This is a genomic window from Streptomyces sp. NBC_01304, assembly GCF_035975855.1.
In the GTDB taxonomy this organism is placed as follows: Bacteria; Actinomycetota; Actinomycetes; order Streptomycetales; family Streptomycetaceae; genus Streptomyces.
In genome coordinates this window covers 6225660-6252424 of sequence record NZ_CP109055.1, presented here as the reverse complement: position 1 = coordinate 6252424, position 26765 = coordinate 6225660, and the positions used below count along the sequence as shown (strand labels likewise).

Sequence of the window (26765 nt, the reverse complement as noted above, 5' to 3'; positions counted from 1 at the left end):
CCGGCCCGGCAGCCGGCCCTCAAGCCGAAAGCGGCGCCGCCCCCTCGTCCAACGCAGCGTCCACGTCCGGGTACACCTCGAAGAGGCGGCGTACGCCGAGGGCCGCGAGGACGCGGTTCACGTGGGAGCCGTCCTCCGCGCCCTGCGCCGGCAGGATCAGGCGGAGGCGGCCCTGGCAGGAGCGCATCAGGCGGCGGGTGGCGATGAGGACGCCGACGCCGCTGGAGTCGCAGAAGAGGACCTGGGAGAGGTCGAGGACCAGGCTGTGGCGGCCGTCCGCCACCGCGTCGTGGACGCGCTGACGCAGTGCCGGTGAGCTCACCAGGTCCATCTCGCCGCAGACATGGATGACGGCCCAGCCGCCCTGTTCGCCCTCGGTCACCTTGAGCGTCACGCCATGCCTCTCGCTCGCCTCGATCCAGAACCTCGGTCCAGAAGGGATATCCAGAGGGGTTATCCGGAAGCTGTTCCTACGCTTGCTTCATTCCCGGCTGCCCCACCAGTTCCCCGCGAAACACGGTTCCCCGGCTCCCCACTGTTCCGCTCGGTCCCCCACTGTTCCGCACGGTCCCCGCGAAACACAGTTCCCCGCGCAGGCACAGTTCTCCCGCGCCACCCAGAATCGCAGACCAAGAGTGTTTGGGTGCATTCGGGCCGGGTCGATGTGGTCCGGACCACTACGGCCCTACCATCCGGCACGCCCCCGGCGGTGCACATTGCCGCAAAGGGGCGCCCCTTGTCAGTGCCTCCCGTTACATTCGAAGGGAGGCGAGGAGAGCCGGGCGGGCAGACGGAGCGGACTGAGCGGACAGGGGGCCTCATGGCGAAGGACACACCACCTCGCTGGGACCGGAAGATGCAGCAGCGCCTCGCCCGCGGGGAGGCCGCCGCGCTCGGCGAGCTGTACGACCGCTTTGCCTCGCTCGTGCACAGCCTGGCCCATCGCGTCCTCGGGGACGACGAGGCGGCCGACCGTCTCACCCGGGACGTCTTCGCGCACGTCTGGGAGAACCCCGAGTCGTACGAACCCAAGCAGGGCTCGATGCGTTCCTGGGTCGCCGGAGTCACCCATCGCCTGGCCGTGCAGCGCCTGCGCCAGGCCGAGACCGAGGCGCTCGCCGAGAGCGGGGAGGGGACGACCGAGGACATGGAGCGCAGGGTGCGCCGCGCCTCCGCCGCCGCCCGCGCGGACTACATCGTGACGTCGATGCCCGCACCCCTGCGTGCCGCCCTCGAACTCGCGTACTTCCAGCGCCGGGACTACCGCCAGACCGCCGCCGACCTCGGCGTCACGGAGGACGAGGCGCGGCGCCGGCTCCGCCTCGGACTGCAGCTCCTGTCCACGGCCAACGACCAGCGCCCGGCCACCGCACCGCCGTCGGGCTACGGGAGAGCTCGGTGAACAGCGACCCCAGCGAGCAGTTCGAGCCGCAGGAAGACGAGGGCGAGCGGCCGGATCCCGCGCAGCAATCGCGCGGACCGCAGGACGCGCACGGGCAGGACGGCCGTACGCAGGACGAGCACGCGCCGGACAGTCGTACGCGGGACGACCTGCCGGAGCGCGACGACAGCCACGCCCCGCAGCCGCGGTCTCAGTCACAGCCGCAGTCCCAGTCCCAGCCTCTGCACAACCCGCCGAGCTCCCTGAACCCGCTCAACCCCCGTATACCGCCCATGCGTTCCTCGATAGAGGACACCGGCAGGCCCCTGCCCGAGCTCAACCTGCCCGCCACCCCGCCTCCCGCGCTCGAGCACAAGGTGCTCAAGTCCCTGCTCGGCGCCTGGGCCCTGTCCGCCTGCTCCGCCGACGAGGCCGCCGCCGTCGAGCTGCACCTCGGCGGCTGTGGCCCCTGCGCGGACGAGGCCCTGCGGCTGCGGGACGCGGTCGGTCTGCTGCACCAGGAGGAGAGCCTCGACCTCGACCCGGGCCTGCGCTCCCGCGTCCTCGCCGGCTGCCTCGACAAGCGCGCCCCGCGCATACCCGTGCCGGACTGGGCGGCTCCGTACGACGCCGAGACCGCCCGCCTTGACGCCCTCCTGAAGGACTTCGGGGACGGCGAGTGGCACGCCCCGGTGCGGCTGAAGTGGTACGAGGACGACGTCCCGGTCGACCGGCGCACCACCGTGGCCGGAGTGATCGCGCACCTCCTGACCGTCGACGGCCTGGTCGCGCTCGCCCTCGGCCTGGACGACCCGCTCGGCAAACTGCCCCTCACCGAGCGGGACCCGCAGGTGCGCACCGAGACGTACTGGCGCGCCTCCCGCTTCCCGCCCACCCGCGCCGTCCGGATCCCCTGGCGCGAGCAGAGCCACACGCTCGTGCGGACCGTGTCCTTCGCGGGCGGCGGGTCGGCCCAACTGACGGTCCCGTACGGCGAGTTCGAGCTGCCTTTGCGCGACTCGCTGCTCGACCGCGCCTTCGAGTGCTGGGTCCACGCGGGCGACATCGCGGACGCGGTGGACTACCCGTACCAGCCACCCGCGCCCCGCCACCTGAACAAGATGATCGACCTCGCCGCGCGGATGCTCCCCTCGGCCCTCGCCGAACGCCGCCGCTCGGGCCTCGCGACCCCGCCCCGCCGCCTGGTCGCGGCCGGCGCGCCGGGGCGGACGCTCCGCCTGGAAGTCGAGGGTCTGGGCGGCGGCGAGTGGCTGATCGCGCTCGACTCACCGGGCGCGGCGACCTCCTCGGAACACGAAGTCGCCCATGTCGCCCTGGACGGCGTCGAGTTCTGCAAGCTGGCCGCGGGCCACGTCCCGCCGCTGGACGCGGCGGCCGGGCAGGACGGCGACCGGGAGGCAATCCGGGACGTGCTTTCGGCTGCGGCTTCGCTTAGCCGGATGTAGGCGGGGGGGCGGGGAGTCGGGGCGGGACGAGGCGGGGAGTCGGAGCGGGACGGGGGACGGGGAGTCGGAGCGGGGACCCGGAGAGCCGGGGGCCTCAGCCGGAGGGTCGGAGCCGGGCCGGGAGCCGGAGGGCGGGCCGGGAGCCGGAGGGCGGGCCGGGAGCCGCAACCGGAGGCCGGAGCGAGGACCGGAGGCCGGGCCGGGAGCCGCAGGGCCCCGACCGGGAGCCGCAACCGGAGGACCGGAGCCACCTCCACCACCCCAGAGCCCCGCACCCACCACCAAGTGAGGCGAAAGGGGCATCGGAATCGGGTCAAATCGGGCGCGAATGTGCCCCTTTCGCCTCACTTGGCACCTCTCGGCCCCGCCCAGCCCCTCTCGCCCCGCCGAACGCCACCGCCCGGCCCCGCTAGCCCGGCCCCGCCCGCTCGCCCTACCTCGCCCAGCCCCGCTAGCCCGGCCCCGCCCGCTCGCCCTACCTCGCCCAGCCCCGCACCAGCGCCAGCACCAGCACCAGCACCAGCCCTACGCGAACACGACCGTCCGACGCCCGTTCAGGAGCACGCGGTGCTCGCTGTGCCACTTCACCGCTCGGGCCAGCGCCTGGCACTCCACGTCGCGGCCGATCGCGACCAGCTGCTCCGGCGTCACCTCGTGGCCGACGCGCTCGACCTCCTGCTCGATGATCGGGCCCTCGTCGAGGTCGGCCGTCACGTAGTGGGCCGTCGCGCCGATCAGCTTCACTCCGCGGGCGTGCGCCTGGTGGTAGGGCTTGGCGCCCTTGAAGGAGGGGAGGAAGGAGTGGTGGATGTTGATGATCCGGCCCGACAGCTGCTTGCACAGGTCGTCCGAGAGGACCTGCATGTAGCGGGCCAGGACGACCAGCTCGACGTCGGACGCCCGTACAAGATCGAGCAGCTCCGCCTCGGCCTGTGACTTGTTCTCCCTCGTCACCGGGATGTGGTGGAAGGGGATGTCGTACGAGCCGACGAGCTCGGCGAAGTCCGTGTGGTTGGACACGACGGCCGCGATCTCGACCGGCAGCGCCCCCGTCCGGGCGCGGAAGAGCAGGTCGTTCAGGCAGTGCCCGAACTTCGACACCATCAGCACGATCCGCATCCGCTCCGTGGGGCGGTGGATCTGCCAGTCCATCTGGAAGGAGTCGCCGACCGCGGCGAAGCTGGCGCGCAGCTTCTCCACGGTCACCGGGCTCTCCGCGGAGAAGTGGACGCGCATGAAGAACAGGCCCGTGTCGTGGTCGCCGAACTGCTGGCTGTCCTCGATGTTGCAGCCCGTCATGAAGAGGTACGACGAGACGGCGTGCACGATCCCCTGCTTGTCGGGGCAGGAGAGGGTGAGGACGTACTGCTCGGCAGCGGAGACTGGGGCGGCGTTCATGCCTTGCAGGATCCCATACGTCACCGGGGCCACCGCGAACCGTTCCGCGGAGCGGAAGGCCTCAGGCCGCCCGCGTGAGGATCCGCAGCACCTCGAGGGTCTTCGGCTCCGCGTCCGGGTCGTCACCGTCGCTCACCGCGAGCCGCACATGCGCGTCCCGGGCCGCACGAACGGCCTCCAGCCAGGCGTGATGCTCCATGTACGCGGAGACGGGAGCGTCCGGGCCCACCTGGTGCATGATCCGCAGGACGCGCAGGACGGCGGTGTCGACCAGCGCAGCTTCCTGCGAGTCGCGGAAGATCGTGCCGACGTATTTCTCGGCCGACCAGTTGTCCAGCCAGGTGTCCTCGACGAGGCGGTAGACCGCGTCGGTGACGTCCCCGTACCCGTCCGCACCTGCCAGCCAGACGTCCCGCTGGAAGTCGGGGTCGGAGAGCATGTGCAGCGCCGAGCGCACGTTGCTGCGCCAGCGCCACCAAGGCATGTCGTTCAGAGGCATGCCGCCCATGGTGGAGGAGCGACGGCCGCGACGGGAAGACTTCTCCGAGCTTTGCACGGTTATCGATCGTACGTTCCCGGAACGAGTGGTCCTCACGGCCCCCGTGGCGCACGGCCCGCACGACCCCCGTAATTCACCTTCAGGTCACCCGCTGTTGAGGAGGGATCACTCAAAGGTTGGGGAAGGGGCGCAATCGTGCATGTCCATGACTGCCCGGCGACGCACCTTGCCTCCCCGCCCGCGAAGGAATCAGAAGAAGACAGCCGCGTACGCAGCGGCCACCCTCGCGGTGTGTACGTCCCTGACAGTCGGCTGCGGCGTGCTCCCTGGTGCCACGGGGGGTTCCAGGGAACCCGTCGTGGTCATGACCTGGGCCCCGGAGAAGACCCGCGCCACCAATGTGCCGGGCGTGCCCGCCATGGCGCAGGCCTACGCCCGCTGGGTCAACGCCAACGGCGGCATCAACGGCCGCGAGCTCAAGGTCCTCACCTGCAACGACCACAACGACACCGTGGGCGCCGCGGAGTGCGCACGCCGCGCGGTCGACGAGGGCGTCGTCGCCGTCGTCGGCTCGTACAGCCAGCACTCCCGCGCCTTCCTCACCCCGCTCGAGGCAGCAGGCATCCCCTACATCGGCGGCTACGGCGTCACCGACAAGGAGTTCGCCAGCTCGCTCTCGTACCCCGTCAACGGCGGCCAGCCCGCGCTCATGGCCGGCAACGGCCGGCAGCTCGCCGCCCACTGCAAGCGCGTCGCCCTGATCCGCCCCGACTCGATCGCCGGCGACACCCTGCCCGAGCTCCTCAACACCAGCCTCGCCGCGTCCCGTCGGCCGCCGGCCGCCGACATCCTGGCCGCCGAGGAGGCCACCGACTTCACCTCGCAGGCCGAACAGGCCCTCACGAAGGTGGGCGCCGACAAGTCCCTGGCCACCACGCTCGGCCGGGCGGGAGCCGCGCAGCGGGCGCGGGAGGGCTGCGTCACGGCCGCGCTCGGGGATCGTACGGACACGTTCTTCGACTCCTTCCGGCGCACCCAGGAGGACTACCAGAAGGTCCGGATCTCCTCGGTGCTCGGCAGCGTCGACCAGTCGCTGATCGACCGCACGGGCGGCAAATCCGGTCCGTACGAAGGGGCTTGGGTCACCGGCTGGTATCCGGTGATCAGCGACCACCGCTGGGACCCGCTGCGCAAGGTCATCAAGGAGCACGCCTTCGGCGACACCCGGATCGAGATCACCAACGCGGGCGTGCAGACGACGTGGATCGCGTACACCGTCCTGAAGAAGACCGTCGAGTCGCTCGGCGACGGCGAGGTCACGGGCAGCACGCTCGCCCGCGCGCTCGACGACGGCCTGCGGGTGGAGACGGGCGGCCTCACCCCGCCGCTGAGTTGGCGGTACGAGGACACCATCGCGGCCCGCGACCTGCCGCGCCTGGTCAACGCCCACGTCACCTTCCAGGTGGTGCGCGACGGGCGCCTCGTCGCGGCGGACGCGGGCCAGGATTCGGTGGATGTGTCGCCGATCCTGGAGCAGGCCAACTGACTCCGGCGGTTGGCCTTACGCCCTCAGAGCTCGGTCTGCACGCGCGTCTTGAGCCCGTGCGCCCGCGCGATGTCGTTCCACAGCGGCACCGCCTGCTGCTTGAACTTGCTGGCGTCGCCGCTCGCGCGGTTGCCCGCGCCGGTCTGCGGCGTGGTGCGGGCAGTGCCCTTGTGGCAGCCCTTCTTGCCGGCGACCTGGTCGGCCCACGCCGCGTAGTGGTTGTCGGCCGAAGCGGACGCCTTCCAGGCCTTGTTGAGGGCCTGGGTCAGCTCCGCGTGCCGGGGGAGCTTGTCGACGGAGAGCTCGCCGAGGCGGGTGACCAGGTCGCCCCGCTGGTCGGCCGCGGCGCGCAGATCGGTGGCCGCCTGGGGGAGGTTGGCGCACTTCTTGATGTTCTCGACGGAGCTGATGACCGAGGCACGGCTGTTGTTGCTGTCCGCGAGCAGCTTGTCCAGCGCGACGGCCTGCTCCTTCACCGGGTCGGCGGACGGGGACGGCTTGGCACCGCCGTCCTGGGTGGCCGAGGCGGGCTGCGGGTCGTCGCCCTTGTCGTCGCCGCCACCACCGAGGCCGAGCAGGGCGCCCGCGCCCACGCCGATCACCACGATGCCGACGCCGAGCGCGGCGAGCAGCGGGACCTTCGAGCCGCTGCGCCGCCGGCCGCCGCGGTCGTCTCCGTCGTCGTACGGCGCCGGGTCCCGGTGGGTCACGTACGGCTGCTGCGGGGGCGCGTCCTGGAAGCGGGGCATCTGCTGCGTGGAGTCCGGGGCGCTCGCTGCGGGCTCGCTGCGGAAGAGGCTGTCGAACTCGGCGGGCGGCTGCCGGTCGCCGGGCGCACCGGGCCGGATCCCGAAGGGGGCCCCGGCCGGCTGGGACGGCACCGGCGCGATGTACTGCGTGGCCTCGACATCGGGGTCGACGCGCGGCTGCGCCTGCTGCTGCGGCGGCTGCGGCTGCACCCGGCCGAGGAACTGGGTGGAGTCGGCCGGTGCCTCCGGGGGCAGGGCGCCCGGCAGTTGGGCACCTTGCGCGGATTGCCCGTAAGGCGCTGCATGACCGGAATCACCTGCATACGGCGAATTTCCGGGATGCGATGCATTCCCGGGATGCGCCGGATGCCCGACCGGCGGTATGAGCTGGGTCGCCTCCGCGTCGGCCCCGGCCGGCGGGAGCGGCGCGACGGGCTGCTGGACGGGCGGGAGCGGCGCGGGCGCCTGGAGGGGCGGCAACGATCCGGCGACCGGCTGCTGGGGCGGCAGCGCGTACCCCTGCGGCGCCGGCTGCTCGGGCGCGTACCCCTGCTGTACCGGCTGCTCGGGCGCGTACCCCTGAACCGGCGACTGACCGGGCGGCTGCTGGACCGGCGACTGTGCGGGCGGCTGCGGCGCCTGGCCCCAGCCCTGTCCCGGCTGCTGCCCCCAGCCCTGCGGCTGTGAGGGCGCCTGGGCCTGCGCCTGCGCCTGTCCGTGAGCCTGGGCCTGGGCCGACTCGGGTCCCCACGGCTGGCCCCAGGGCGAACCCTCGGCGGGCACGCCGGCCGGGTCGGCGTACGTGCCGGGCAGCACCGGGCCGCTGCCGTCAGCGGGCAGCACGACACCTTCGTGCGCGGGCCGCGCCGCCGGAAGCTGCGGCTCGTCGCCCTGTCCGCTCTGCGTCACCGGGACTCCTACCAATGGGGGACCTAGGAAATCGTCGGTTCACGCTACCGGGTCTCCCGAGCACGTTGCCACGCAGCTCCGGCCCCCTGCCCCTCATGTAACAAGAGCGGTCGCACATACGCTGCTTACTGCCGGGTTATGACGCTTCTCACGCCACGTCCGCACCCCGGACACAGCTGTGTGCGGGGCACTCACACCCCGCACACACCCCCTCACGCGGCCCGCATCCCTCAGGCCGCCTGCATCTCCATCCGGGCCCCGAACTCCCTTACCACCGGCTCGTCCCGGTACGGCTCGAGCCGCTGCTGGAAGTCCTCCAGGTACTCCGCGCCCCGGTTCGACCGCAACGTCCCGAGCAGCTCCACGGCGCGGGTCCCGGTGTTGCAGGCCTGCTCCACCTCGCGCTGCTGCACCTGCGCCGTGGCGAGCAGCACCAGGCCGATCGCCCGCCGCCTGGCCCGCGTCTCGGGGTGCCCGTCGAGGGACTCTTGCGCGGTACGTGCCGCCGCCTCCGCGTTGCCCAGGTCGCGGTGGCAGTGCGCCAACTCGTCGGCCAGATAGGCGTGGTCGAAGTGCTTGATCCACACCGGGTCGTCCCCGGACTCGGCGGTCGAGCCCGCCCGGTCCATCGCGGCGTGCGCCCGCCCGGCCACGGTCTGGGTCGCCCTGGCGTCCCCCATCAGCGCGTGTCCGCGCGCTTCGGCGGCGTAGAACATCGCCTCGGCCCGCGGCGTGACCCGCCCGCGCGCCCCCTCCTGCGCGGCCCGCGCCAGCTGCGCGATCTCGCGCGGGTTGCCGAGCTGCGCCGCCAAGTGGCTCATGGACGCGGCCAGTACGTACCCGCCGTAGCCCCGGTCTCCCGCGGCCTGCGCGAGCCGCAGCGCCTGGATGTAGTAGCGCTGGGCGAGCCCGGGCTGCCCGGTGTCCACGGCCATGTAGCCCGCGAGTTCCGTCAACCGTGCGACGGCGGCGAAGAGTTCCCGCCCGACCGCCTCCCGGTAGGAGCCCGCGAGCAGCCCGGACACGACGGAGTTGAGGTAGTGCACGACGACCGGGCGCACGTGCCCGCTGCCGAATTGGTGGTCGAGCTGCGTCAGCGCTTCCGTCATCGCCCGCACGGCCTGCACGTCCGCCGTGCCGACCCGGGGCCCGGCCGCCCGCGCCACCTGCGAGTCCATCGCCGAGATCAGCCAGTCCCGGCTCGGCTCGACGAGGGCGGACGCGGCCACCGAGGAACCGGAGAGGAAGTCCCGGCGCCCCACGTCGCTGCGCCACAACTCGCAGACCTGCTCGATCGCGCCGAGCACGGTGGGCGAGAACTGCAGGCCCACGCCCGAGGCGAGGTTCTTGCCGTTCGCCATGCCGATCTCGTCGATCGTCACGGTCCGGCCCAGCTTGCGGCCGAGCGCCTCCGCGATGATCGCCGGGGCCCGTCCCCGCGGCTGCTGTCCGCGCAGCCAGCGGGCCACGGAGGTCTTGTCGTAGCGCAGGTCGAGCCCGTGCTCGGCGCCGCACATGTTGACCCTGCGGGCCAGACCGGCGTTGGAACAGCCGGCTTCCTGAATGAGAGCCTGCAGCCGTTCGTTCGGCTGCCGCGCGACGAGAGGCCTGGCGGCCATGGCGTACCCCCTGTGTGCGCCGAGAAGAACTCGATGAGAAGAACTCGGTGGAGAAGCCTCCCGATGAGGAAGCGTCCCGATGATCAATGCCCAGGAATGCGCCAAGGCATGACGAAATATGCGGGATTCACATAAATTCAGGTCGAACCACATGACTTAACGTCAACTGTCGGCAAACCGGGCCCCTGCCCGGGTTACTCCTGCATTGCTGCCGGTTGTCGATCCCACCCAGCTGGCTACCCATCCCCCGCGGCAGATCCGCATGCGCGCCCCCGCCCGTGCACCCATGCGCCCCGGATGCAGGATCGATGCGCCTGACCTGCGCGGTGCGCCCCCGTAACCCGAGGTGGCGGCGGGAGTTGAGTTCATCGTGGAAGAGACCATCACAGGCACAGGAGCCGCGCAGATCCCCAAGCAGCGCGGAGAACAGCTGCTCGACACCGCGGTGCGGTACGCGGAGGAACGCCACTGGGACGTGTTCCCCGGCACCTGGCTGGAGGCGTCCGAGGGCGTGGAGCGCTGCTCCTGCGGCGACGTCTCCTGCGCCCTGTCCGGTGCGCACCCGGCCCGCGAGGACTGGGCGACCCAGTCGACGGGGAGCGCGACGGTGGCCCGCCGCCTGTGGTCGAAACAGCCCAAGGCCTCGATCCTGCTGCCGACCGGCCGCACCTTCGACGCGCTCGACGTCCCGGAGACGGCGGGGTTCCTGGCGCTTGCCCGGATGGAGCGGATGGAGCTCACGCTCGGGCCGGTGACTCTGACGCCGAATCGCCGGATGCAGTTCTTCGTGCTGCCGGGGGCGACTGCGAAGGTGCCCGATCTGGTACGCAAGTCGGGGTGGCCCCCGGCTTCGATCGACCTGCGGGCGCTGGGTGAGGGCGACTGGGTCGCCGCGCCTCCGACCCGGTTCGGGCCCCATGGCGCTGTGCAGTGGGCCCGGCGGCCCACGCCTGCCAACCGGTGGCTGCCGGACGCGGAGGAGCTCCTCAGCCCGCTCGCCTATGCCTGCGGGCGCGAGGGGCGTCGCTGAGTTCCTCAAACGCCGGACGGGCTGATTCATCGCTGATGAATCAGCCCGTCCGGCGTTTGAGGACATCTTTGAAGCCGTCCGCAGGACTTTCGGGAAGGGGCGGGGTGGGGGACATATCTTTGGGCGCGTGACTGAAGACGCCGTACGCGTACAAGGGCTGTGGAAGCGATTCGGCGAGCAAGTCGCCGTGGCCGGGATCGATCTGGCCCTCCCGGCAGGGAAGTTCATCGGGCTCGTAGGGCCCAACGGGGCAGGCAAGACCACGACCTTGTCCATGGTCACCGGCCTGCTCAGGCCGGACCACGGGACCGTCGAGGTCGTCGGCCACGACGTATGGAAAGACCCCGCCGAGGTCAAAGCAAGGATCGGCGTGCTGCCAGAAGGGCTGCGGCTCTTCGAGCGATTGTCAGGCCGCGAACTCCTCGCGTACACGGGACGTCTCCGCGGCCTCCCCGGCGACGAAGTCGACAAGCGCGCCACCCAACTCCTCGACGTCCTCGACCTCGCCGGATCCCAGCACAAGCTGGTCGTCGACTACTCCACCGGCATGCGCAAGAAGATCGGGCTCGCGGCGGCGCTGCTGCACAATCCCGAAGTGCTGTTCCTGGACGAGCCGTTCGAGGGCGTCGACCCCGTCTCCGCCCAGACCATCCGCGGCGTCCTGGAGCGCTACACCGACTCCGGCGCGACCGTCGTGTTCTCGTCCCACGTCATGGAGCTCGTCGAATCGCTCTGCGACTGGGTCGCGGTCATGGCCGCGGGCCGCATCCGCGCGCAGGGCACCCTCGCGGACGTACGCGGCGACGCACCGTCCCTGCAGAGCGCGTTCCTCGAACTCGTCGGCGCGAACGGCCGGGACTCCGGGCAGTCCCTGGACTGGCTGGGCGGCGGCGCGGGCGGACCCCGATGAGTACACAGAGTACGCAGCGCACGCCCGACGCCACCGCGCTCACCCCCGTCTTCGTACGGCTGAAGCTGTCCCTCCTGCGCAACGGCCTGCGGCAGTCGTCCGGGCGGCGGGCCGCGTACATCGCCTCCGTCGTCGGCGCCCTCCTCCTGGCCGCGCTGCAACTGCTCGGCCTGGTCCTGCTGCGCGGCAACGAGCACGCGGCGACCGTCGTCGTCCTGCTGGGCGCCGTACTCGCGCTCGGCTGGGCGGTGATGCCGCTGTTCTTCCCCAGCGGCGACGAGACCCTGGACCCCACCCGTCTGGTGATGCTGCCGCTGCGGCCCGAGCCGCTGGTGCGGGCGCTGCTCGTCAGCTCGCTGGTCGGGATCGGGCCGCTGTTCACGCTGTGCCTGGTGGTGGGTTCGGTGATCGCGGTGGCGCACGGCGCGGCGGCGGTGGCGACCGGGGTGGTCGCGGCCGCCCTGACGCTGCTCGTGTGCGTGGCGCTCGCGCGGGCCGTCGCGGCCGCCAACATCCGTCTGCTCAGCAGCCGCAAGGGCCGCGATCTGGCGGTGCTCAGCGGGCTCGTCATCGCGGTGGGCGTCCAGGTCGTGAACTTCGGTGCGCAGAAGCTCGGCCAGTCGGGCGGGCTCTCGCGGCTCGATCCGGCGGCGGACGTGGTCCGGTGGATCCCGCCGGCGTCCGCGCTCGGCGCCGTGGACTCGGTGGGCGAGGGAGCGTACGGGAGGGGAGTTCTTCAACTCGCGCTCACCGCAGGTCTGTTGGTGGCGCTGCTGCGGTTCTGGCAGCGCAGCCTGACCCGGCTGATGACCTCGCCGGACGGCTCCACGCTGCAGGCCGCCGAGCCCACCCGCGACAAGGCCCGCGCCCACGGCCTGTCCCGCTTCCTGCCCGACGGGCGCACCGGGACGGTGATGGAGCGCAGCCTGCGCTACGTGTGGCGGGACCCCAAGACCAAGGCGGCGTGGGTGACTTCGCTCGCGATCGGGCTGATCGTGCCGCTGTTCAACGCGTTCCAGGGCACGGGGTCGGTCTACTTCGCCTGTTTCGCGTCCGGGATGCTCGGCATTCAGATGTACAACCAGTTCGGCCAGGACACCTCGGCCTTCTGGATGGTCGCGACGACGATCTCCTCGACGAAGGACGCGTACGTCGAACTGCGCGCGCGTGCCCTCGCGTTGATGCTGATCACCCTGCCGTACGCGGCCCTCGTCGTCGTCCTCACGTCGGCGGTGATCGGCGAGTGGCGGCCGCTGCCCGAGGTCCTCGGGCTCTCCTTCGCGCTGCTCGGCGCGATGCTCGCGACCGGGGCCTGGACCTCGGCGCGCTTCCCGTACTCGATTCCGCAGGAGGGCTACAAGAACGTGGCGCCCGGGCAGGCCGGGCTCGCCTGGATCTCCATCTTCGGCGGGATGGTGGCGGCGGCGCTGCTCTGCGCGCCCGTGATCGCCTTCACCATCTGGCTGCACAGCGCGGGCCACGCGGGCCTGACGTGGGTGCTGCTGCCGGTCGGGGCGGCGTACGGATACGCGCTCGTCCAGGGCGGGTTGCGGCTCGCGGCACCCCGGGTGGCGGGGCGGCTGCCTGAGATTCTGGCGGCGGTGAGCCGGGGCTGACCACCTGCCCGTCCCCGGACATGCAGACGACCCGCGGTCTCGGGTTCCCCTGGGGGGAGCCGGCCGGACGTACCGGCGAGACCGCGGGTCGGGTGACTGCTTGGGATTGGCCGGCTGCACGCTCAAGAGCGCGTGCTGGTCCGGCACCGCACAGAGTGCTGACGACGGGCCACTAGCCCGCAGTCACCTCACGCGTCCGGTTTCCATGCATCTGGCAAACCACCTCCCTTCTCGTGTGCCCCACACCTTAGGAACCCGCCCGGAGCCGTACAACCGAATTTCCGCACCGCAACGATTTCCTCCAACTTCCCCGAACTCGATGTGTTCTGGGTCACGTTCGAGTTCAATGATCCGTGTGCAGTGCATGCCGACAGGCGTACTCGTCCGCCAGGGGGTGGCCAGGTGAGTGCTTCCCGGCACAGTGGAACGACCGACTCCGTGGGCCCGGGCGACCCCGGCCCCGAGCCCGACCCCGAACCCGACCGTGACGGCCCCGGCTCCGACGACCTCCTTGCCGCGCTCCTCGACGGCATGGACGCCGCGCTCTGCGCCTTCGACGCGGACGGCGTGGTCACGCACTGGAACCGCGAGGCCGAGCGCATCCTCGGCTGGTCCGCCGCCGAGGCCGTCGGCCGCGACGGTTTCGCGGGCTGGGCGGTGCGCACGGCGGACGCCGAGGAGGTCCAGGGCCGGCTGCTCTCCGCAATGGGGGCGCCCGGCCGCCAGGTGCACGAGTTCGCCCTCCTGACGAAGGACGGCGGGCGGGTTCTCGTACGCACCCAGTCCGCTGCCGTACGCGGCCCCGACGGCAAGGCGGCAGGGGTCTACTGCGCCTTCAGCGAGGTCCATACGCAGATCGACCTCGAGCGCTCGATCGCCCTGAGCGAGGCCCTCTTCGAGGACGCGTCCTGGGGTGTCGTCCTGGTCGACGCCGACCTGCGGCCCGCCGTGGTGAACGCGCACGCGGCGCGCTCCCTCGGAATGGGGCGCACGGCGTTGCTCGGGCGCCCGCTCGGTGAGCTGATCGCGCAGGGCGTCGAGGAGCTGGAGGCCGCGCTGGCGCACGTCCTCGCGGAGGGCGCGCCGCCGTCCCCCACCGAGCTGTGGGTGACGCTGCGCTGCGGCGACGCCCCCGAGCGCAGGCGCTGCTGGCGCAGCGGCTTCCTGCGCCTTGCCTCGCCGCTCGCGGAGGAGCCGGTGCCGCTGGGCGTCGGCTGGCTCTTCCAGGACATCACCGAGGCCCGGCAGACCGAGCAGGAGGCGGCCCAACTCCGCTTCCGGGCCAACCAGTTGCATCGCGCGGCCCGCGCGGCCGCCGAGTGCGAGGACCCTCTCGAAGCGGCCTCGGTCCACCTGGACTTCGCCCTCGCGGGCTTCGCCGACCACGCGCTGGTCGACCTCGCGGCCGAGGTCGAGCCGCCCCGGCTTGTCCGCTCGGCCCAGACCCCGGCGGGCGGCGGCTCCCTCGGCCCGCTGCTCCCTCTCGCGAAGGCGGGGCTGCCGCTTCGGTACTCGGCCGGGCATCCCGCGCTGCAGTGCGTGGAGCGGGCCGGGTCGGTGCGGGCGAGTGCGACCGTGGGCGGCCCGCCCGTGGAGTGGGCCCGGGCCCGGCAGTGGCCCGAGGACTCCGTCCACGCCCTGTGTGCGGCGCTCCGCAGCCGGGGCCGGACGCTGGGGGTGGTGACCTTCCTGCGGGGCTCTGGGCGGGCACCCTTCGAGCGGGGCGACGCGATGTACGCGGAGAGCGTGGCGGTGCGGGTGGCTGGGGCTGTGGATTTGGGGGGGTAGGGCGGGGGGGCGGAGCGGCGGGGCGGAGCGGCGGGGCGGAGCGGCGGGCGGAGCGGAGCGGCGGGCGGAGCGGAGCGGCGGGCGGAGCGGGGCGGCGGGCAGGGCCAGGGCGGCGGGCGGAGCGGCGGGACGGAGCGAGGGCGCCGGGCGGAGCGGCGGGCGCCGGGCGGAGCGGCGGGCGGGGCGGCGGGACGGGGCGAGGGCGCCGGACGGAGCGGGGGCGCCGGGCGGAGCGAGGGCGCCGGGCGGAGCGAGCGGCCGGCAGGCAGCCGCAGTCAGCTAGTGGGGGAAAAGGGGCTGTGGAATCGGGGCAAATCGGCCACTTTTGTGCCCGTTTTCCCCCACTCAGCCCCAGCGGGTTCAGTGGCTCCCCAGCGGGTTCAGTGGCTGTAGAAGATGCGGGGGCCGTATTTCGCGAAGATGCGGCCGTTCCACTCGTGGCCGCCGTCCACGTTCCCGGAGCGTAGGAGCGGCGGAGTGACGCCCCGAGCGGCCAGCTCGCCCGCCGCAGTCGCCATCACGGCCTGCAGCAGGGCGTTCGTGACCACGCTGGACGCCGGTCCGAAGGAAGCCTCCACGCCGTCCACCGACAGCTCCGCATCGCCGATCGCGATCTTGTTGTCCAGGACGATGTCGCAGTGGTCCTTCAGGTACGTGCCCGAGACGTGCCGTGACTTCGTCTCCGTCGCGTACGCGACCGAGGTCACGCCGATGACCTTCAGGCCGAGCGCCCGCGCGTTCATCGCCATCTCCACGGGCAGCGCGTTCCGGCCCGAGAGGGAGATGATCACCAGTACGTCGCCGGGCTGGGCCGGTGAGGTGTCCAGGACCGCGCCCGCCAGGCCGTCGACCCGCTCCAGGGCCGATCCGAGCGTCGCGGGCATCACGTCGATGCCGACCACGCCGGGGACCGCCAGGAGGTTCATCAGGGCCAGGCCGCCCGCGCGGTAGACGATGTCCTGGGCGGAGAGCGAGGAGTGGCCCGCGCCGAAGGCGAAGAGCCGGCCGTCCGCCTGCACGGTGTCGGCGAGCAGCGCGCCGGCCGCGGCGATCGCCTCCGCCTCCTCGTCCCGCACCCGCTGCAGCAGACCGATCGCGGCGTCGAAGTACTGATCCGCCAGTGAGCTCATCGCCGAGGGGCCTTTCCCGGAGGGTGCGTGGAGGGGTGCATCGAGGGGTCCGTACGAACGTGCCGCGGATCACGTTGCGGTCTGGACCAGTGCCCTGTCAATACGGCCCGGCCGGGCCGTACGGAGCCGCTTCCCACTGGCGCGGCACGGTTGTCAGCGGTATGCGTCAGAATTGAGGTCAGGGCGAGCGCACGACAGGCGAAGAGCAACGAGCGACGCGATTACACGTCACAGCATCGAGGGGCACGTATGTCCGGACTGATCGACACTACGGAGATGTATCTCCGCACCATCCTCGAGCTCGAGGAGGAAGGTGTGGTCCCCATGCGCGCCCGGATCGCCGAGCGGCTCGATCAGAGCGGCCCGACGGTCAGCCAGACGGTGGCGCGCATGGAGCGGGACGGCCTGGTGGCCGTCGCCAGCGACCGTCACCTGGAGCTGACGGAAGAGGGGCGACGCCTCGCCACGCGCGTCATGCGCAAGCACCGGCTCGCCGAGTGCCTGCTCGTCGACGTGATCGGCCTGGAGTGGGAGCAGGTGCACGCGGAGGCCTGCCGCTGGGAGCACGTCATGAGCGAGGCCGTGGAGCGGCGCGTTCTGGAGCTGCTGCGGCACCCGACGGAGTCGCCGTACGGCAACCCGATCCCGGGCCTGGAAGAGCTCGGCGAGAAGGCCGAGGCGGACCCGTTCCTGGACGAGGGCATGGTGAGCCTCGCCGATCTGGACCCGGGCGCCGAGGGCAAGACCGTGGTCGTGCGCCGCATCGGCGAGCCCATCCAGACCGACGCCCAGCTGATGTACACGCTGCGCCGGGCCGGAGTGCAGCCGGGCGCGGTGGTCAGCGTGACGGAGTCCGCGGGCGGGGTGCTCGTGGGCAGCAGCGGTGAGGCGGCGGAGCTCGAGGCAGACGTCGCCTCGCACGTGTTCGTCGCCAAGCGCTGAGCCGGGGCCTCAACTACCCCATCCGCAGCGGGACTTGGGCGTTGAAATTGGGCGCCGAAAACCAAGACTCACTCTGCGGAATCGCAGCGGACGGACGATTTGCGTGCGAGGCTGTCGCGAGAGGCATATGACCTGAGGGGTCTTGACCGGGTGGGCGGCGAGGTCTGGCCGGGCCCGCCCATGTCTGCCCCCTCGGGTCAGGGGAGGGCAGAGAGATGGGCCGTACCAGCGCAGAGGGCCCCGGCGCCCTGCGGCGCCGGGGCCTGTCCTCCCCTGTGCCGACCCGGAGCCCCGAGCTCCCAGGGTCTGCACTCCCCTCGGACCGTTTTCCCCGAGCGGTCCGCCTCCCGCTGAAGATCTCCCCTCGGCAGCGCCGGTCAATCCTTGAGCGCGGTCACTCGAACGAGGGGTGTTCTCGCCAGAAACGGCCGTTTCGAATGGGGGTTCGATAACGTGCCCGTACGTTGTACGTACGCCCAGAGCGAGGGGGGTGCCGAAAGCCAATGGTGCGGCGCATCGACGTAACCGGAGCGGGTGGTGCACGCCTGGCCGCCTGGGAGTTCGCGGACCCTCCCAAGACCAGGGAGGTCGCGCAGGCTCCCGGCGTGCTGTTATTGCACGGCCTGATGGGCCGTGCCTCGCACTGGGCCGGCACCGCGCGCTGGCTCGCCGAGCGACATCGCGCGGTCGCGCTCGACCAGCGCGGACACGGACAGAGCGACAAGCCCCCGGAGGGGCCGTACGACCGCGAGGCCTATGTCGACGACGCCGAGGCGGCCCTGGAGCAGCTCGGGCTCGCGCCCGCCGTCGTCATAGGCCACTCCATGGGAGCGCTCACCGCGTGGCAGCTGGCCGCGCGCCGGCCCGACCTCGTGCGGGGTCTGGTCATCTGCGACATGCGGGCCTCGGCGCTCGGCGCCGCCTCCCAGCGGGAGTGGGCCGACTGGTTCCGGGCCTGGCCACTGCCCTTCGCCACGCTGGCGGACGTGCGCAAGTGGTTCGGGGAGGACGACCCCTGGGTCGAGCGGCCCAATCCCGCGCGGGGTTCTTTCTACGCCGAGGTGATGACCGAGTCCGACGACGGGTGGCGGCCCGTCTTCTCGCGGGATCAGATGCTGGTGTCGCGGGAGACGTGGGTGTACGACGCGCACTGGGAGGAGCTGGCCCAGGTGCAGTGTCCTGCGCTCGTCGTTCGGGGCCTGGATGGGGAGTTGGGCCGCGCCGAGGCCCAGGAGATGGTGCGCGTGCTGCCTCGTGGGGCGTACGCGGAGGTTCCTGATGCGGGACATCTCGTCCACTACGACCAGCCGGAGGCTTGGCGGGCTGCGATTGAGCCATTCCTGGACGGGGTTCTGACGGGCTGAATCCTCAAGCGCCGGACGGGCTGACGAATCAGCCCGTCCGGCGCTTGAGGACAGTCCTTGAAGCCGGCGGCAGCCTTACGGGAAGGGTCGGGTCGGGTCGGGTCGGGTCGGGTCGGGTCGGGTCGGGTCGGGTCGGGTCGGGGACTAAATCCCTTCGTACCCCGACACGTCCTGCGGACTACGCGAAGCCGGCCCCACGTACCGCGCCGAGGGCCGGACCAGCCGACCCGTCCGCTTCTGCTCAAGGATGTGCGCCGACCAACCCGCCGTACGGGCGCACGTGAACATCGACGTGAACATGTGCGCCGGCACCTCCGCGAAGTCCAGGACGATCGCCGCCCAGAACTCGACGTTGGTCGCGAGGACACGGTCGGGGCGGCGGGCGTGGAGCTCCGCCAGGGCCGCCTTCTCCAGGGCCTCAGCGACCTCGAAGCGCGGCGCACCCAACTCCCGCGCCGTGCGGCGCAGCACGCGGGCCCGGGGGTCCTCCGCCCGGTAGACCCGGTGGCCGAAGCCCATCAGACGTTCGCCCTTGTCGAGGGCCTGGCGGACGTACGCCTCCGCGTCACCCGTGCGCTCGATCTCCTCGATCATGCCGAGGACCCGGGAGGGCGCCCCGCCGTGCAGCGGCCCGGACATGGCCCCGACCGCGCCCGACAGGGCCGCCGCGACGTCCGCGCCCGTCGACGCGATGACCCGGGCGGTGAACGTCGAGGCGTTCATGCCGTGCTCGGCGGCCGAGGTCCAGTACGCGTCAACTGCCTTGACGTGCTTGGGGTCCGGCTCCCCGCGCCAGCGGATCATGAAGCGCTCGACCACCGTCTTGGCCTTGTCGATCTCGCTCTGCGGCACCATCGGCAGCCCCTGCCCACGCGCCGACTGCGCGACGAACGACAGCGCCATCACGGCGGCCCGGGCGAGGTCGTCACGGGCCTGCGCCTCGTCGATGTCGAGCAGCGGGCGCAGCCCCCAGACGGGAGCGAGCATCGAGAGCGCGGACTGTACGTCGACCCGGATGTCCCCCGAGTGCACCGGGATCGGGAAGGGCTCGGCCGGGGGCAGTCCGGGGTCGAAGGCGCCGTCGACGAGGAGGCCCCACACGTTCCCGAAGGACACGTGGCCCACCAGGTCCTCGATGTCGACGCCGCGATAGCGGAGCGCGCCGCCCTCCTTGTCGGGTTCGGCGATCTCCGTCTCGAACGCGACGACCCCTTCAAGACCGGGTACGAAGTCGGACATCAGGCGGCTCCTCGTGAAGTATGGGAAGTACTCGAACTGGTCGAAGTTCTCGAAGTACGCGACAGGATGCAGGGGCTTGCTTCCCCGGTCCGTCCCTGGACTCGAGGCCGGGCCCGGCCACTGAAGGGTGATGCCCCGTGGGGCAGGACGATATCCCTTAGTGCCACCCTTCGGGAGTTCCAACGGCACTGAGTGCCACAGGCCACACTCGACCGTACGCCGGAGCCGTACGGCAAGATGGTGTCGTGAATGATCGCGCACTCGACCCCGCCGCCATGCGTGAGCAGTACCGCAGCCAGGAGTTCGACGAGGTCGCCCTCGCGGACGAGCCCGTGGCGCAGTTCGCCCGCTGGTTCAAGGAGGCGGCGGACAGCGGTCTGCACGAGCCCAACGCGATGGTCGTGGCGACCGCCGATGCCGAGGGGCGGCCCAGTTCACGGACCGTGCTGCTCAAGGGATATGACGAGCAGGGCTTCGTCTTCTACACCAACTACGGCTCGCGCAAGGCCCGTGAGATCGAGGCCAACCCGTATGTCTCGCTGCTCTTCCCGTGGCATCCGATTTCCCGTCAGGTGATCGTCACCGGTACGGCGGAGCGGGTCGGGCGGGACGAGACGGCGGCGTACTTCCGGACCCGGCCGCACGGGTCGCAGCTCGGGGCGTGGGCCAGCGCCCAGTCGTCGGTGCTCGCCGGGCGCGAGGAACTCGATCGCGCCTACGCGGAGTTGGCGGCGCGCTACCCGGAGGGCGAGCAGGTTCCGGTGCCGCCGCACTGGGGTGGGGTGCGGGTGGTGCCGGATGCGGTGGAGTTCTGGCAGGGGCGGGCGAACCGGCTGCACGATCGGCTGCGGTACGTGGCTCTCGGCGAGGGCGGCTGGAAGGTGGAGCGGCTCTCTCCTTGAGGCCTCTGAGGGCTCCGCCCCCAGACCCCCGGATATTTGCCCCTCCCCGCCCCTTCCCTAAATCCTGCGGAGCTTGGGGTGGGTGGACTGAGGTCCTGGGGCTGCGCCCCAGACCCCCTTCGTCCTCAAACGCCGGACAGGCTGACTAGAGCGCCTCATCGATGAGGTTCGCCCACTGAGCCACCACCCGCTCCCGCCTCGCCCCGTCATCCGTCAGCAGGTTCGCCAGGCCCAGCCCCCGTGCCATGTCCAGCAGACCCTGCACCGTCTCGCGTACGCCCGGATGTGACTCGTCCGCGCCGAGCAACCGCACCGCTATCCGGTGGGTCTCCCGGCCCACCCGCGCCTCCAGCTCCGTCACCCGCGCGTGCAGCTGGTCCTCGTTCGATGCCGCGACCCACAGGTGCAGGGCGGCCCGGAACAGGGGGCCGGTGTAGAGGTCGACGAGGGCCGCGACCACGGAGCGGCGGTCCTCGGCGGTGAGGGACTTGAGGGCGGTCGAGCGCTGTTCGGCGACGTACTCGACGGCCGCCGTGAACAGGACCTCGCGCGTCGGGAAGTGGTGCTGTGCCGCGCCCCGCGAGACGCCCGCGCGCTCGGCGACGACGGAGACCGTGGAGCCCGCCCAGCCGAGGTCGGCGAGGCAGGCGACGGCGGCTTCCAGGAGGCGCTGGCGGGTGGCGCGACTGCGGTCCTGCTTGGGATGGCGGTCGGCCTGGGTCACAACACCCATGCGGGGTCCCGTCGTTCGAGGAAGGCGGTCATGCCCTCGCGGGCCGCGGGCGACGCGAAGAGCGAGGCCGAGCGCTGCACCAGGTCCTCCGCGTCGCGCTCGAAGGCTTCCAGGACTCTAGCCGTGACCAGGCGTTTCGCCTCCGCCAGGCCCTGCGGGGACGCCTTGCGCAGGCTTTCGAGTACGCCGGTGAGCGCGTCGTCGACGTCGTCCGCGGCCTCGGTGATCAGGCCTGCGGCGGCCGCGTGCTCCGCGTCGAAGCGTTCGCCCGTGAGGTAGTAGCGGGCGGCCGCGCGGGGTTCCATGCGGGGCAGGAGCGGCATCGAGATGACGGCGGGCGCGACGCCGATACGTACCTCCGTGAACGCGAAATCGGAGGTCCGGGAGGCCAGCGCGAGGTCGCAGGCGCCGAGCAGGCCGAGGCCGCCCGCGCGCGCGTGCCCGTCCACGCGGGCGACGACCGGCTTGGGCAGGGTCACGATCTGCCGCATCAGGTCGACGAAGGTGTACAGGCTGGGCGGCTCGCGCAGGTCGGCGCCCGCGCTGAAGGTGGACCCGGTGTGGGTGAGGACGACGGCGCGTACGTCCGGGTCGGCGGCACAGTCGGTCAGGGCCTCGGTGAGGGAGGCGACCAGCTTGGCCGAGAGGGCGTTGCGGTTGGCCGGGGCATCCAGGGTGAGTGTGGTGATGCCCCGGTCATGGCTGCGGATCATGAACTCTGCTTCTCCCTGTCACGCAGTTCGCGGCGGAGGATCTTCCCCGTGGCCGCGCGTGGCACCGCCTCGATGAACTCGACGCGGCGGATCTTCTTGTGCGGGGCCACCTGTTCGGCGACGTACGTCATGACGTCGTCGGCGGTGAGCCCGGTTGCCGGCTGGGGGACGACGAAGGCCTTGGGGATCTCCGTGCCCTCCTCGTCGTATACCCCGATGACGGCGGCGTCGGCGATGGCGGGGTGGGTGAGCAGGAGCGCCTCCAGTTCGGCGGGCGCGACCTGGAAGCCCTTGTACTTGATGAGTTCCTTCACGCGGTCGACGACGAAGAGCCAGCCGTCCTCGTCGACCCGGCCGATGTCACCGGTGTGCAGCCAGCCGTCGGCGTCGATCATCTCGGCGGTGGCCTGCGGGCGGCCGAGGTAGCCCTTCATCACCTGGGGCCCGCGGATGGCGACCTCGCCCACCTCTCCCGGGGCGGCGTCCTTGGCCGGGTCGCCGAGGGAGGTCAGCCGCATCTCGGTGGAGGCGATCAGCTTGCCGACCGTGCCGGGCGGCGGGTCGGTCGCCGCGAGGGGGACGACGTGGGTGACCGGGGACAGCTCCGTCATGCCGTACCCCTGCAGGATCGGGGGCAGCCCCAGCCGCTCGGAGCAGGCCGCGGCGAGCTCGGCGTCCAGGGGCGCGGCGGAGCTGATGATGTAGCGGAGCGAGGAGAGGTCGTACTGCGCGACCGCCGGGTGCTTGGCCAGCGCCAGGACGATCGGCGGGGCCACGAACAGGCCCGTGATGCGGTGCTTCTCGATCGCCGCGAGGAACGTCTCCAGGGTGAAGCGGGGCAGCACGACGACGGTCGCGCCGTGCCGCAGGGGTGCGTTCATCAGGGCGGTGAGGCCGTAGATGTGGAAGAACGGCAGCACGGCGAGGATGCGGTCGCCCGGGGCCATCTGGATCGACGGGTAGAGCTGGTTCAGGTTGGTGACGATGGAGCGGTGGGTGAGCATCACGCCCTTGGGGACGCCCGTGGTGCCCGAGGAGTACGGGAGTACGGCGATGTCCTCGGTCGGGTCGATGGCGATGTCCGGCTCGGGGGCGGTGGTGGTGAGCAGGAGGTCGATGAGGGAGCGGTGGCCGCTGCCCTCGCCCTCCTCGGTCGCCTGGTCGCAGATGAATATCTCCCTTATGCCGCCCGCGAGTTCGGCGGCGGCGCGGGCGGTCGCGGCGAGCGGGGAGACCGTGATGATCCAGCTTGCGTGCGCGTCGCGGAGCTGGGTGGCGAATTCCTCCGGGGTGTAGAGGGGGTGGACCGTGGTGACGCTCGCGCCGGCGCGGGCTGCGGCGTAGAAGGCCGTGGGCCAGGCGACGGTGTTGGGGCTGTGCAGGGCGATGACGTCGCCCTTGGCGACGCCGGCCTCTGCGAGGGCCGCGGCGAGCCTTCGGTGGGCGCTGTCGAGTTGGGCGTAGGTGAGGGTGGTGCCCTCGACTCCGTCGATCAGGGCGGGGATCTCGCCGAACTTGGCCGCTTGGCCCAGGACTGCGTCGTGGATGGGCTCGTTGACCGGGTCGACGTCTCCGAAGTCGCTGTGGAACACCATCTGTTGGGCCCTCCTGGTGCGGCGGGGTGGGTTGTGCGGTGGATTTTCTCCCCTACCCGCCCCTTCCCGTAAGGCTGCCGCCGGCTTCTAAAGATTGTCCTCAAACGCCGGACGGGCTGATTCATGGCTGATGAATCAGCCCGTCCGGCGTTTGAGGACACAGCTCCGCAGGATTTCGGGAAGGGGCGGGGTGGGGAACTAGTAGCTCTTCGGCAGCCCCAGCGTCTGATGCGAGACGTAGTTCAGGATCATGTCCCGGCTCACCGGAGCGATCCGGGCCACCCGCGAGGCCACGATCAGCGAGGCCAGCCCGTACTCACGGGTGAGCCCATTGCCGCCCAGGGTGTGGACCGCCTGGTCCACCGCCTTCACGCACGCATCCCCCGCCGCGAACTTCGCCATGTTCGCCGCCTCCCCCGCCCCCACGTCATCCCCCGCGTCGTACAGGGCGGCAGCCTTCTGCATCATCAGCCGCGCCAGCTCCAGCTCGACGTGCGACTGCGCGAGCGGATGCGCGATCGCCTGGTGCGCCCCGATCGGCGCCTTCCAGACCTGCCGCTCCTTCGCGTAGGAGACGGCCCGCCCCAGCGCGTACCGCCCCATGCCCACCGCGAACGCCGCCGTCATGATGCGCTCGGGGTTGAGCCCGGCGAACAGCTGCAGCAGACCGGCGTCCTCGTCCCCGACCAGGGCGGACGCGGGCAGCCGTACGTCGTCGAGCACGAGCTCGAACTGCTTCTCCGGGGCCTGGAGTTCCATGTCGATCTGGTGGCGCTGGAAGCCGGGAGCATCGCGCGGGACGATGAACAGGCAGGGCTTCAGCTTGCCCGTGCGGGAGTCCTCGGTGCGGCCCACGATGAGCGTCGCGTCCGCGATGTCGACGCCCGAGATGAAGACCTTGCGGCCGGTGAGCAGCCAGTCGTCGCCGTCCCGGCGGGCCGTGGTCGTGATGCGGTGCGAGTTGGAGCCCGCGTCGGGCTCGGTGATGCCGAAGGCCATGGTCCGCGAGCCGTCCGCGAGCCCCGGCAGCCACTCGCGCTTCTGCTCCTGGGTGCCGAAGCGCGCGATGACCGTGCCGCAGATCGCGGGCGACACGACCATCATCAGGAGCGGGCTGCCCGCCGCGCCCAACTCCTCCAGGACAATGGACAGTTCGGCTATGCCGCCTCCCCCGCCGCCGTACTCCTCGGGCAGGTTCACCCCGAGGTAGCCGAGCTTGGCGGCCTCCGCCCACAGTTCGTCGGGGTGCCCGGATTCGCGTACGACCTTGGTCATGTAGTCGCGGCCGTACCGCGTGCCGAGCGCGGCCACGGCGGCGCGCAGGTCCTTGTGTTCCTGGGATTCGATGACGGGGCTCATGCGATGTCCTCCTCCTGTACGACGGCCAGCAGGGCGCCGACCTCGACCTGGCGGCCGGGTGCGGCGTGCAGTGCGGTGAGCGTGCCGGAGACCGGAGCGGTGATGCGGTGCTCCATCTTCATGGCCTCCAGCCAGATGAGGGGTTGGCCCGCCTCCACCCGGTCGCCCTCGGTCAGCGACGCGGCGAGCCGGACGACCGTGCCGGGCATGGGCGCGAGCAGCGAGCCGGGCGCCCGGTGGTCGGCGGCCTCGGGGAAGCGGGGCAGGGCGGTGAGCGTCGTGCCGCCCACGTGGATGCGAGGGCCGTACGTCGACACCTCGAACTGCCGCTGAACGCCGTCGACTTCGAGGACGACCCGGTCGCGGGCGACGGCGACCACCCGTACCCCGTCCGCGGTGAGGCCGGCCCGGGTGTGCCGGTAGCGCACCTCGTGCTCGACGCCGTCCGGCTCGCTCCGGTACCGCTTGACCTGGTCCTGCGAGGGCAGGTTGCGGTAGCCGCCGAACCGGGACCGGCCGTGTGCGTCGGCGAGGGCTGCGGCGAGAGGGGCGTACGGGTCCCCGGCGGGCGCGGTGAGCTCGGCGAGGTGGCGTGTGTAGAAGCCGGTGTCCATGCGGGCCCCCGTGAACTCGGGGTGCCGCAGGGAACGTACGAGCAACTGGCGGTTGGTGACCGGCCCGTGGACGGCGGCCCGCTCCAGGGCGCCCGCCAGCTTGCGGATCGCCTCCGCGCGGGTGGGGGCGTACGCGACCGCCTTGGCGAGCATCGGGTCGTAGTGCACACCGATCGCGTCGCCGTCGGTGTAGCCGGTGTCCAGGCGACAGTATCTATCAGCCGCTTCGCGGCGGGCGGGCACGTCGAGGCGGTACAGGGTGCCGGTCTGCGGCGCCCAGTCGGCCGCCGGGTCCTCGGCGTAGAGGCGGGCCTCGACGGCGTGACCGCGCGGGGACGGAGGCTCCGGGTCCAGGGCCACCCCTTCGGCGACCTGGATCTGCAGGGCCACCAGATCGAGCCCGAACACGGCCTCTGTCACCGGGTGTTCGACCTGGAGCCTGGTGTTCATCTCCAGGAAGTGCGCCCGGCCGTCGTCGGCGACAAGGAACTCGACGGTTCCGGCCCCTTCGTACGCGGTCGCGCGCGCGGCACGTACGGCCAACTCCCCCAGCTCTGCGGTCACTTCTTTGCCCAGCCCCGGCGCGGGGGCCTCCTCGATGACCTTCTGGTGGCGGCGCTGGAGCGAGCAGTCGCGGGTGCCGAGGGCCCAGACCGTGCCGTGGGTGTCGGCGAGGATCTGCACCTCGACGTGGCGGCCGCCCTCGACGTACGGCTCGACGAAGACCTCGCCGTCACCGAAAGCGCTGAGGGCTTCGGCCCCGGCGGCCTCCAACTCGCCTTTCAGCGCCCCCAGTTCACGTACGACCCGCATCCCTCGCCCGCCACCGCCCGCAGCGGCCTTGACCAGCACCGGCAGGTCCGCCTCCGTCACCTCGCCCAGCGGCGCGAGGCCCATCAGCTCCTTGGCTCGGGGCTTGGACGCCATCGCCTCGATCGCCTCGGGCGGCGGGCCGATCCAGGTCAGGCGGGCGGCGCGGACGGCGCGGGCGAAGTCGGCGTTCTCGGAGAGGAAGCCGTAGCCGGGGTGCACGGCGTCCGCACCGGCGGCGAGGGCGGCCTTGACGATGAGATCGCCGCGCAGATAGGTGTCGGCGGGGGCCGCACCCGGGAGCCGTACCGCCGTGTCCGCCTCGCGTACGTGGAGCGCGTCGGCGTCCGCGTCGGAGTGCACGGCGACCGTGCCGATGCCCAGGTCACGGCAGGTGCGGAAGACACGGCAGGCTATCTCGCCGCGGTTGGCCACAAGTACCTTGGAGATCAA

The 26765-nt window shown here is 71.8% G+C and carries 22 protein-coding genes; 10 read left to right on the top strand and 12 right to left on the bottom strand.

Annotated elements, in window-relative coordinates; all coding sequences use genetic code 11:
* Positions 1-19: 19 nt before the first annotated feature.
* Positions 20-394 carry an STAS domain-containing protein gene (locus OG430_RS27910; protein WP_327355356.1) on the bottom strand — a complete coding sequence of 125 codons (375 nt, stop codon included), beginning with the start codon at positions 392-394 and terminating at the stop codon, positions 20-22.
* A 426-nt stretch (positions 395-820) separates the two neighbouring features.
* Between OG430_RS27910 and OG430_RS27905 the strand changes: the two genes are divergently transcribed.
* Positions 821-1402, top strand: coding sequence for an RNA polymerase sigma factor (locus OG430_RS27905; RefSeq protein WP_327355355.1), 582 nt, complete (start codon positions 821-823; stop codon positions 1400-1402).
* A gap of 221 nt (positions 1403-1623) precedes the next feature.
* Positions 1624-2847 (top strand): zf-HC2 domain-containing protein, encoded by a 1224-nt coding sequence (locus OG430_RS27900; RefSeq protein ID WP_327359248.1) that lies wholly within the window; start codon positions 1624-1626, stop codon positions 2845-2847.
* Positions 2848-3372: 525 nt separating this feature from the next.
* Here OG430_RS27900 and purU read toward each other — a convergent pair.
* Both purU and OG430_RS27890 read right to left on the bottom strand, forming a co-directional pair.
* Positions 3373-4245: a formyltetrahydrofolate deformylase gene (gene purU / locus OG430_RS27895; protein WP_327355354.1), complete on the bottom strand. Its 873-nt coding sequence runs from the start codon at positions 4243-4245 to the stop codon at positions 3373-3375.
* 61 nt (positions 4246-4306) lie between these two features.
* On the bottom strand, positions 4307-4807 hold the full coding sequence (locus OG430_RS27890; RefSeq protein WP_327359247.1) for an SCO4402 family protein: 501 nt from the start codon (positions 4805-4807) through the stop codon (positions 4307-4309).
* 142 nt (positions 4808-4949) lie between these two features.
* Here OG430_RS27890 and OG430_RS27885 point away from each other — a divergent pair, with 142 nt between their 5' ends.
* Positions 4950-6290 (top strand): ABC transporter substrate-binding protein, encoded by a 1341-nt coding sequence (locus OG430_RS27885; RefSeq protein ID WP_327359246.1) that lies wholly within the window; start codon positions 4950-4952, stop codon positions 6288-6290.
* A gap of 23 nt (positions 6291-6313) precedes the next feature.
* On the opposite strand, the gene OG430_RS27880 is transcribed toward OG430_RS27885, so the two are convergent.
* Entirely contained in the window at positions 6314-7948 is a 1635-nt protein-coding gene (locus OG430_RS27880; RefSeq protein WP_327355353.1) for a hypothetical protein, read from the bottom strand.
* A 230-nt stretch (positions 7949-8178) separates the two neighbouring features.
* Positions 8179-9567 (bottom strand): transcriptional regulator, encoded by a 1389-nt coding sequence (locus OG430_RS27875; RefSeq protein ID WP_327355352.1) that lies wholly within the window; start codon positions 9565-9567, stop codon positions 8179-8181.
* A gap of 370 nt (positions 9568-9937) precedes the next feature.
* On the opposite strand from OG430_RS27875, the gene OG430_RS27870 reads away from it, so the two are divergent.
* The 4 genes from OG430_RS27870 (at position 9938) to OG430_RS27855 (ending at position 14911) form a co-directional block, all read left to right on the top strand.
* Positions 9938-10597 carry a bifunctional DNA primase/polymerase gene (locus OG430_RS27870; protein ID WP_327355351.1) on the top strand — a complete coding sequence of 220 codons (660 nt, stop codon included), beginning with the start codon at positions 9938-9940 and terminating at the stop codon, positions 10595-10597.
* Between the two features lie 127 nt (positions 10598-10724).
* Complete coding sequence (locus OG430_RS27865) at positions 10725-11507, top strand: ABC transporter ATP-binding protein (protein WP_327355350.1); 783 nt, start codon at positions 10725-10727, stop codon at positions 11505-11507.
* Positions 11504-13123 (top strand): transporter, encoded by a 1620-nt coding sequence (locus OG430_RS27860; RefSeq protein ID WP_327355349.1) that lies wholly within the window; start codon positions 11504-11506, stop codon positions 13121-13123. The genes OG430_RS27865 and OG430_RS27860 overlap by 4 nt, the downstream gene beginning before the upstream one ends.
* Positions 13124-13525: 402 nt before the next feature.
* Positions 13526-14911 (top strand): PAS domain-containing protein, encoded by a 1386-nt coding sequence (locus OG430_RS27855; RefSeq protein ID WP_327355348.1) that lies wholly within the window; start codon positions 13526-13528, stop codon positions 14909-14911.
* A gap of 380 nt (positions 14912-15291) precedes the next feature.
* Here OG430_RS27855 and OG430_RS27850 read toward each other — a convergent pair whose 3' ends face one another.
* The gene (locus tag OG430_RS27850) at positions 15292-16041 is read right to left on the bottom strand and encodes an SIS domain-containing protein (protein ID WP_327355347.1); all 750 of its coding nucleotides are present in this window, start codon (positions 16039-16041) and stop codon (positions 15292-15294) included.
* A gap of 249 nt (positions 16042-16290) precedes the next feature.
* On the opposite strand from OG430_RS27850, the gene OG430_RS27845 reads away from it, so the two are divergent.
* Positions 16291-16983, top strand: coding sequence for a metal-dependent transcriptional regulator (locus tag OG430_RS27845; protein ID WP_327355346.1), 693 nt, complete (start codon positions 16291-16293; stop codon positions 16981-16983).
* A gap of 503 nt (positions 16984-17486) precedes the next feature.
* Positions 17487-18347, top strand: a complete 861-nt coding sequence (locus OG430_RS27840) for an alpha/beta fold hydrolase (RefSeq protein WP_327355344.1) — start codon at positions 17487-17489, stop codon at positions 18345-18347.
* 144 nt (positions 18348-18491) lie between these two features.
* On the opposite strand, the gene OG430_RS27835 is transcribed toward OG430_RS27840, so the two are convergent.
* Entirely contained in the window at positions 18492-19586 is a 1095-nt protein-coding gene (locus tag OG430_RS27835) for a citrate synthase 2 (protein WP_327355343.1), read from the bottom strand.
* Between the two features lie 275 nt (positions 19587-19861).
* Between OG430_RS27835 and pdxH the strand changes: the two genes are divergently transcribed.
* Positions 19862-20488, top strand: a complete 627-nt coding sequence (pdxH, locus tag OG430_RS27830; protein ID WP_327359245.1) for a pyridoxamine 5'-phosphate oxidase — start codon at positions 19862-19864, stop codon at positions 20486-20488.
* Positions 20489-20633: 145 nt separating this feature from the next.
* Here pdxH and OG430_RS27825 read toward each other — a convergent pair whose 3' ends face one another.
* The 5 genes from OG430_RS27825 to OG430_RS27805 form a co-directional block, all read right to left on the bottom strand.
* The gene (locus OG430_RS27825; RefSeq protein ID WP_327355342.1) at positions 20634-21221 is read right to left on the bottom strand and encodes a TetR/AcrR family transcriptional regulator; all 588 of its coding nucleotides are present in this window, start codon (positions 21219-21221) and stop codon (positions 20634-20636) included.
* Positions 21209-21934 carry an enoyl-CoA hydratase family protein gene (locus OG430_RS27820; protein ID WP_327355341.1) on the bottom strand — a complete coding sequence of 242 codons (726 nt, stop codon included), beginning with the start codon at positions 21932-21934 and terminating at the stop codon, positions 21209-21211. The genes OG430_RS27825 and OG430_RS27820 overlap by 13 nt, the downstream gene beginning before the upstream one ends.
* Entirely contained in the window at positions 21931-23529 is a 1599-nt protein-coding gene (locus OG430_RS27815; protein ID WP_327355340.1) for an AMP-binding protein, read from the bottom strand. The genes OG430_RS27820 and OG430_RS27815 overlap by 4 nt, the downstream gene beginning before the upstream one ends.
* A 198-nt stretch (positions 23530-23727) precedes the next feature.
* Positions 23728-24888 (bottom strand): acyl-CoA dehydrogenase family protein, encoded by a 1161-nt coding sequence (locus tag OG430_RS27810; protein WP_327355339.1) that lies wholly within the window; start codon positions 24886-24888, stop codon positions 23728-23730.
* A complete protein-coding gene (locus OG430_RS27805) occupies positions 24885-26765 on the bottom strand; it encodes an acetyl/propionyl/methylcrotonyl-CoA carboxylase subunit alpha (protein ID WP_327355338.1) in 1881 nt (626 codons plus the stop codon). Before OG430_RS27805 ends, OG430_RS27810 begins: the two co-directional genes overlap by 4 nt.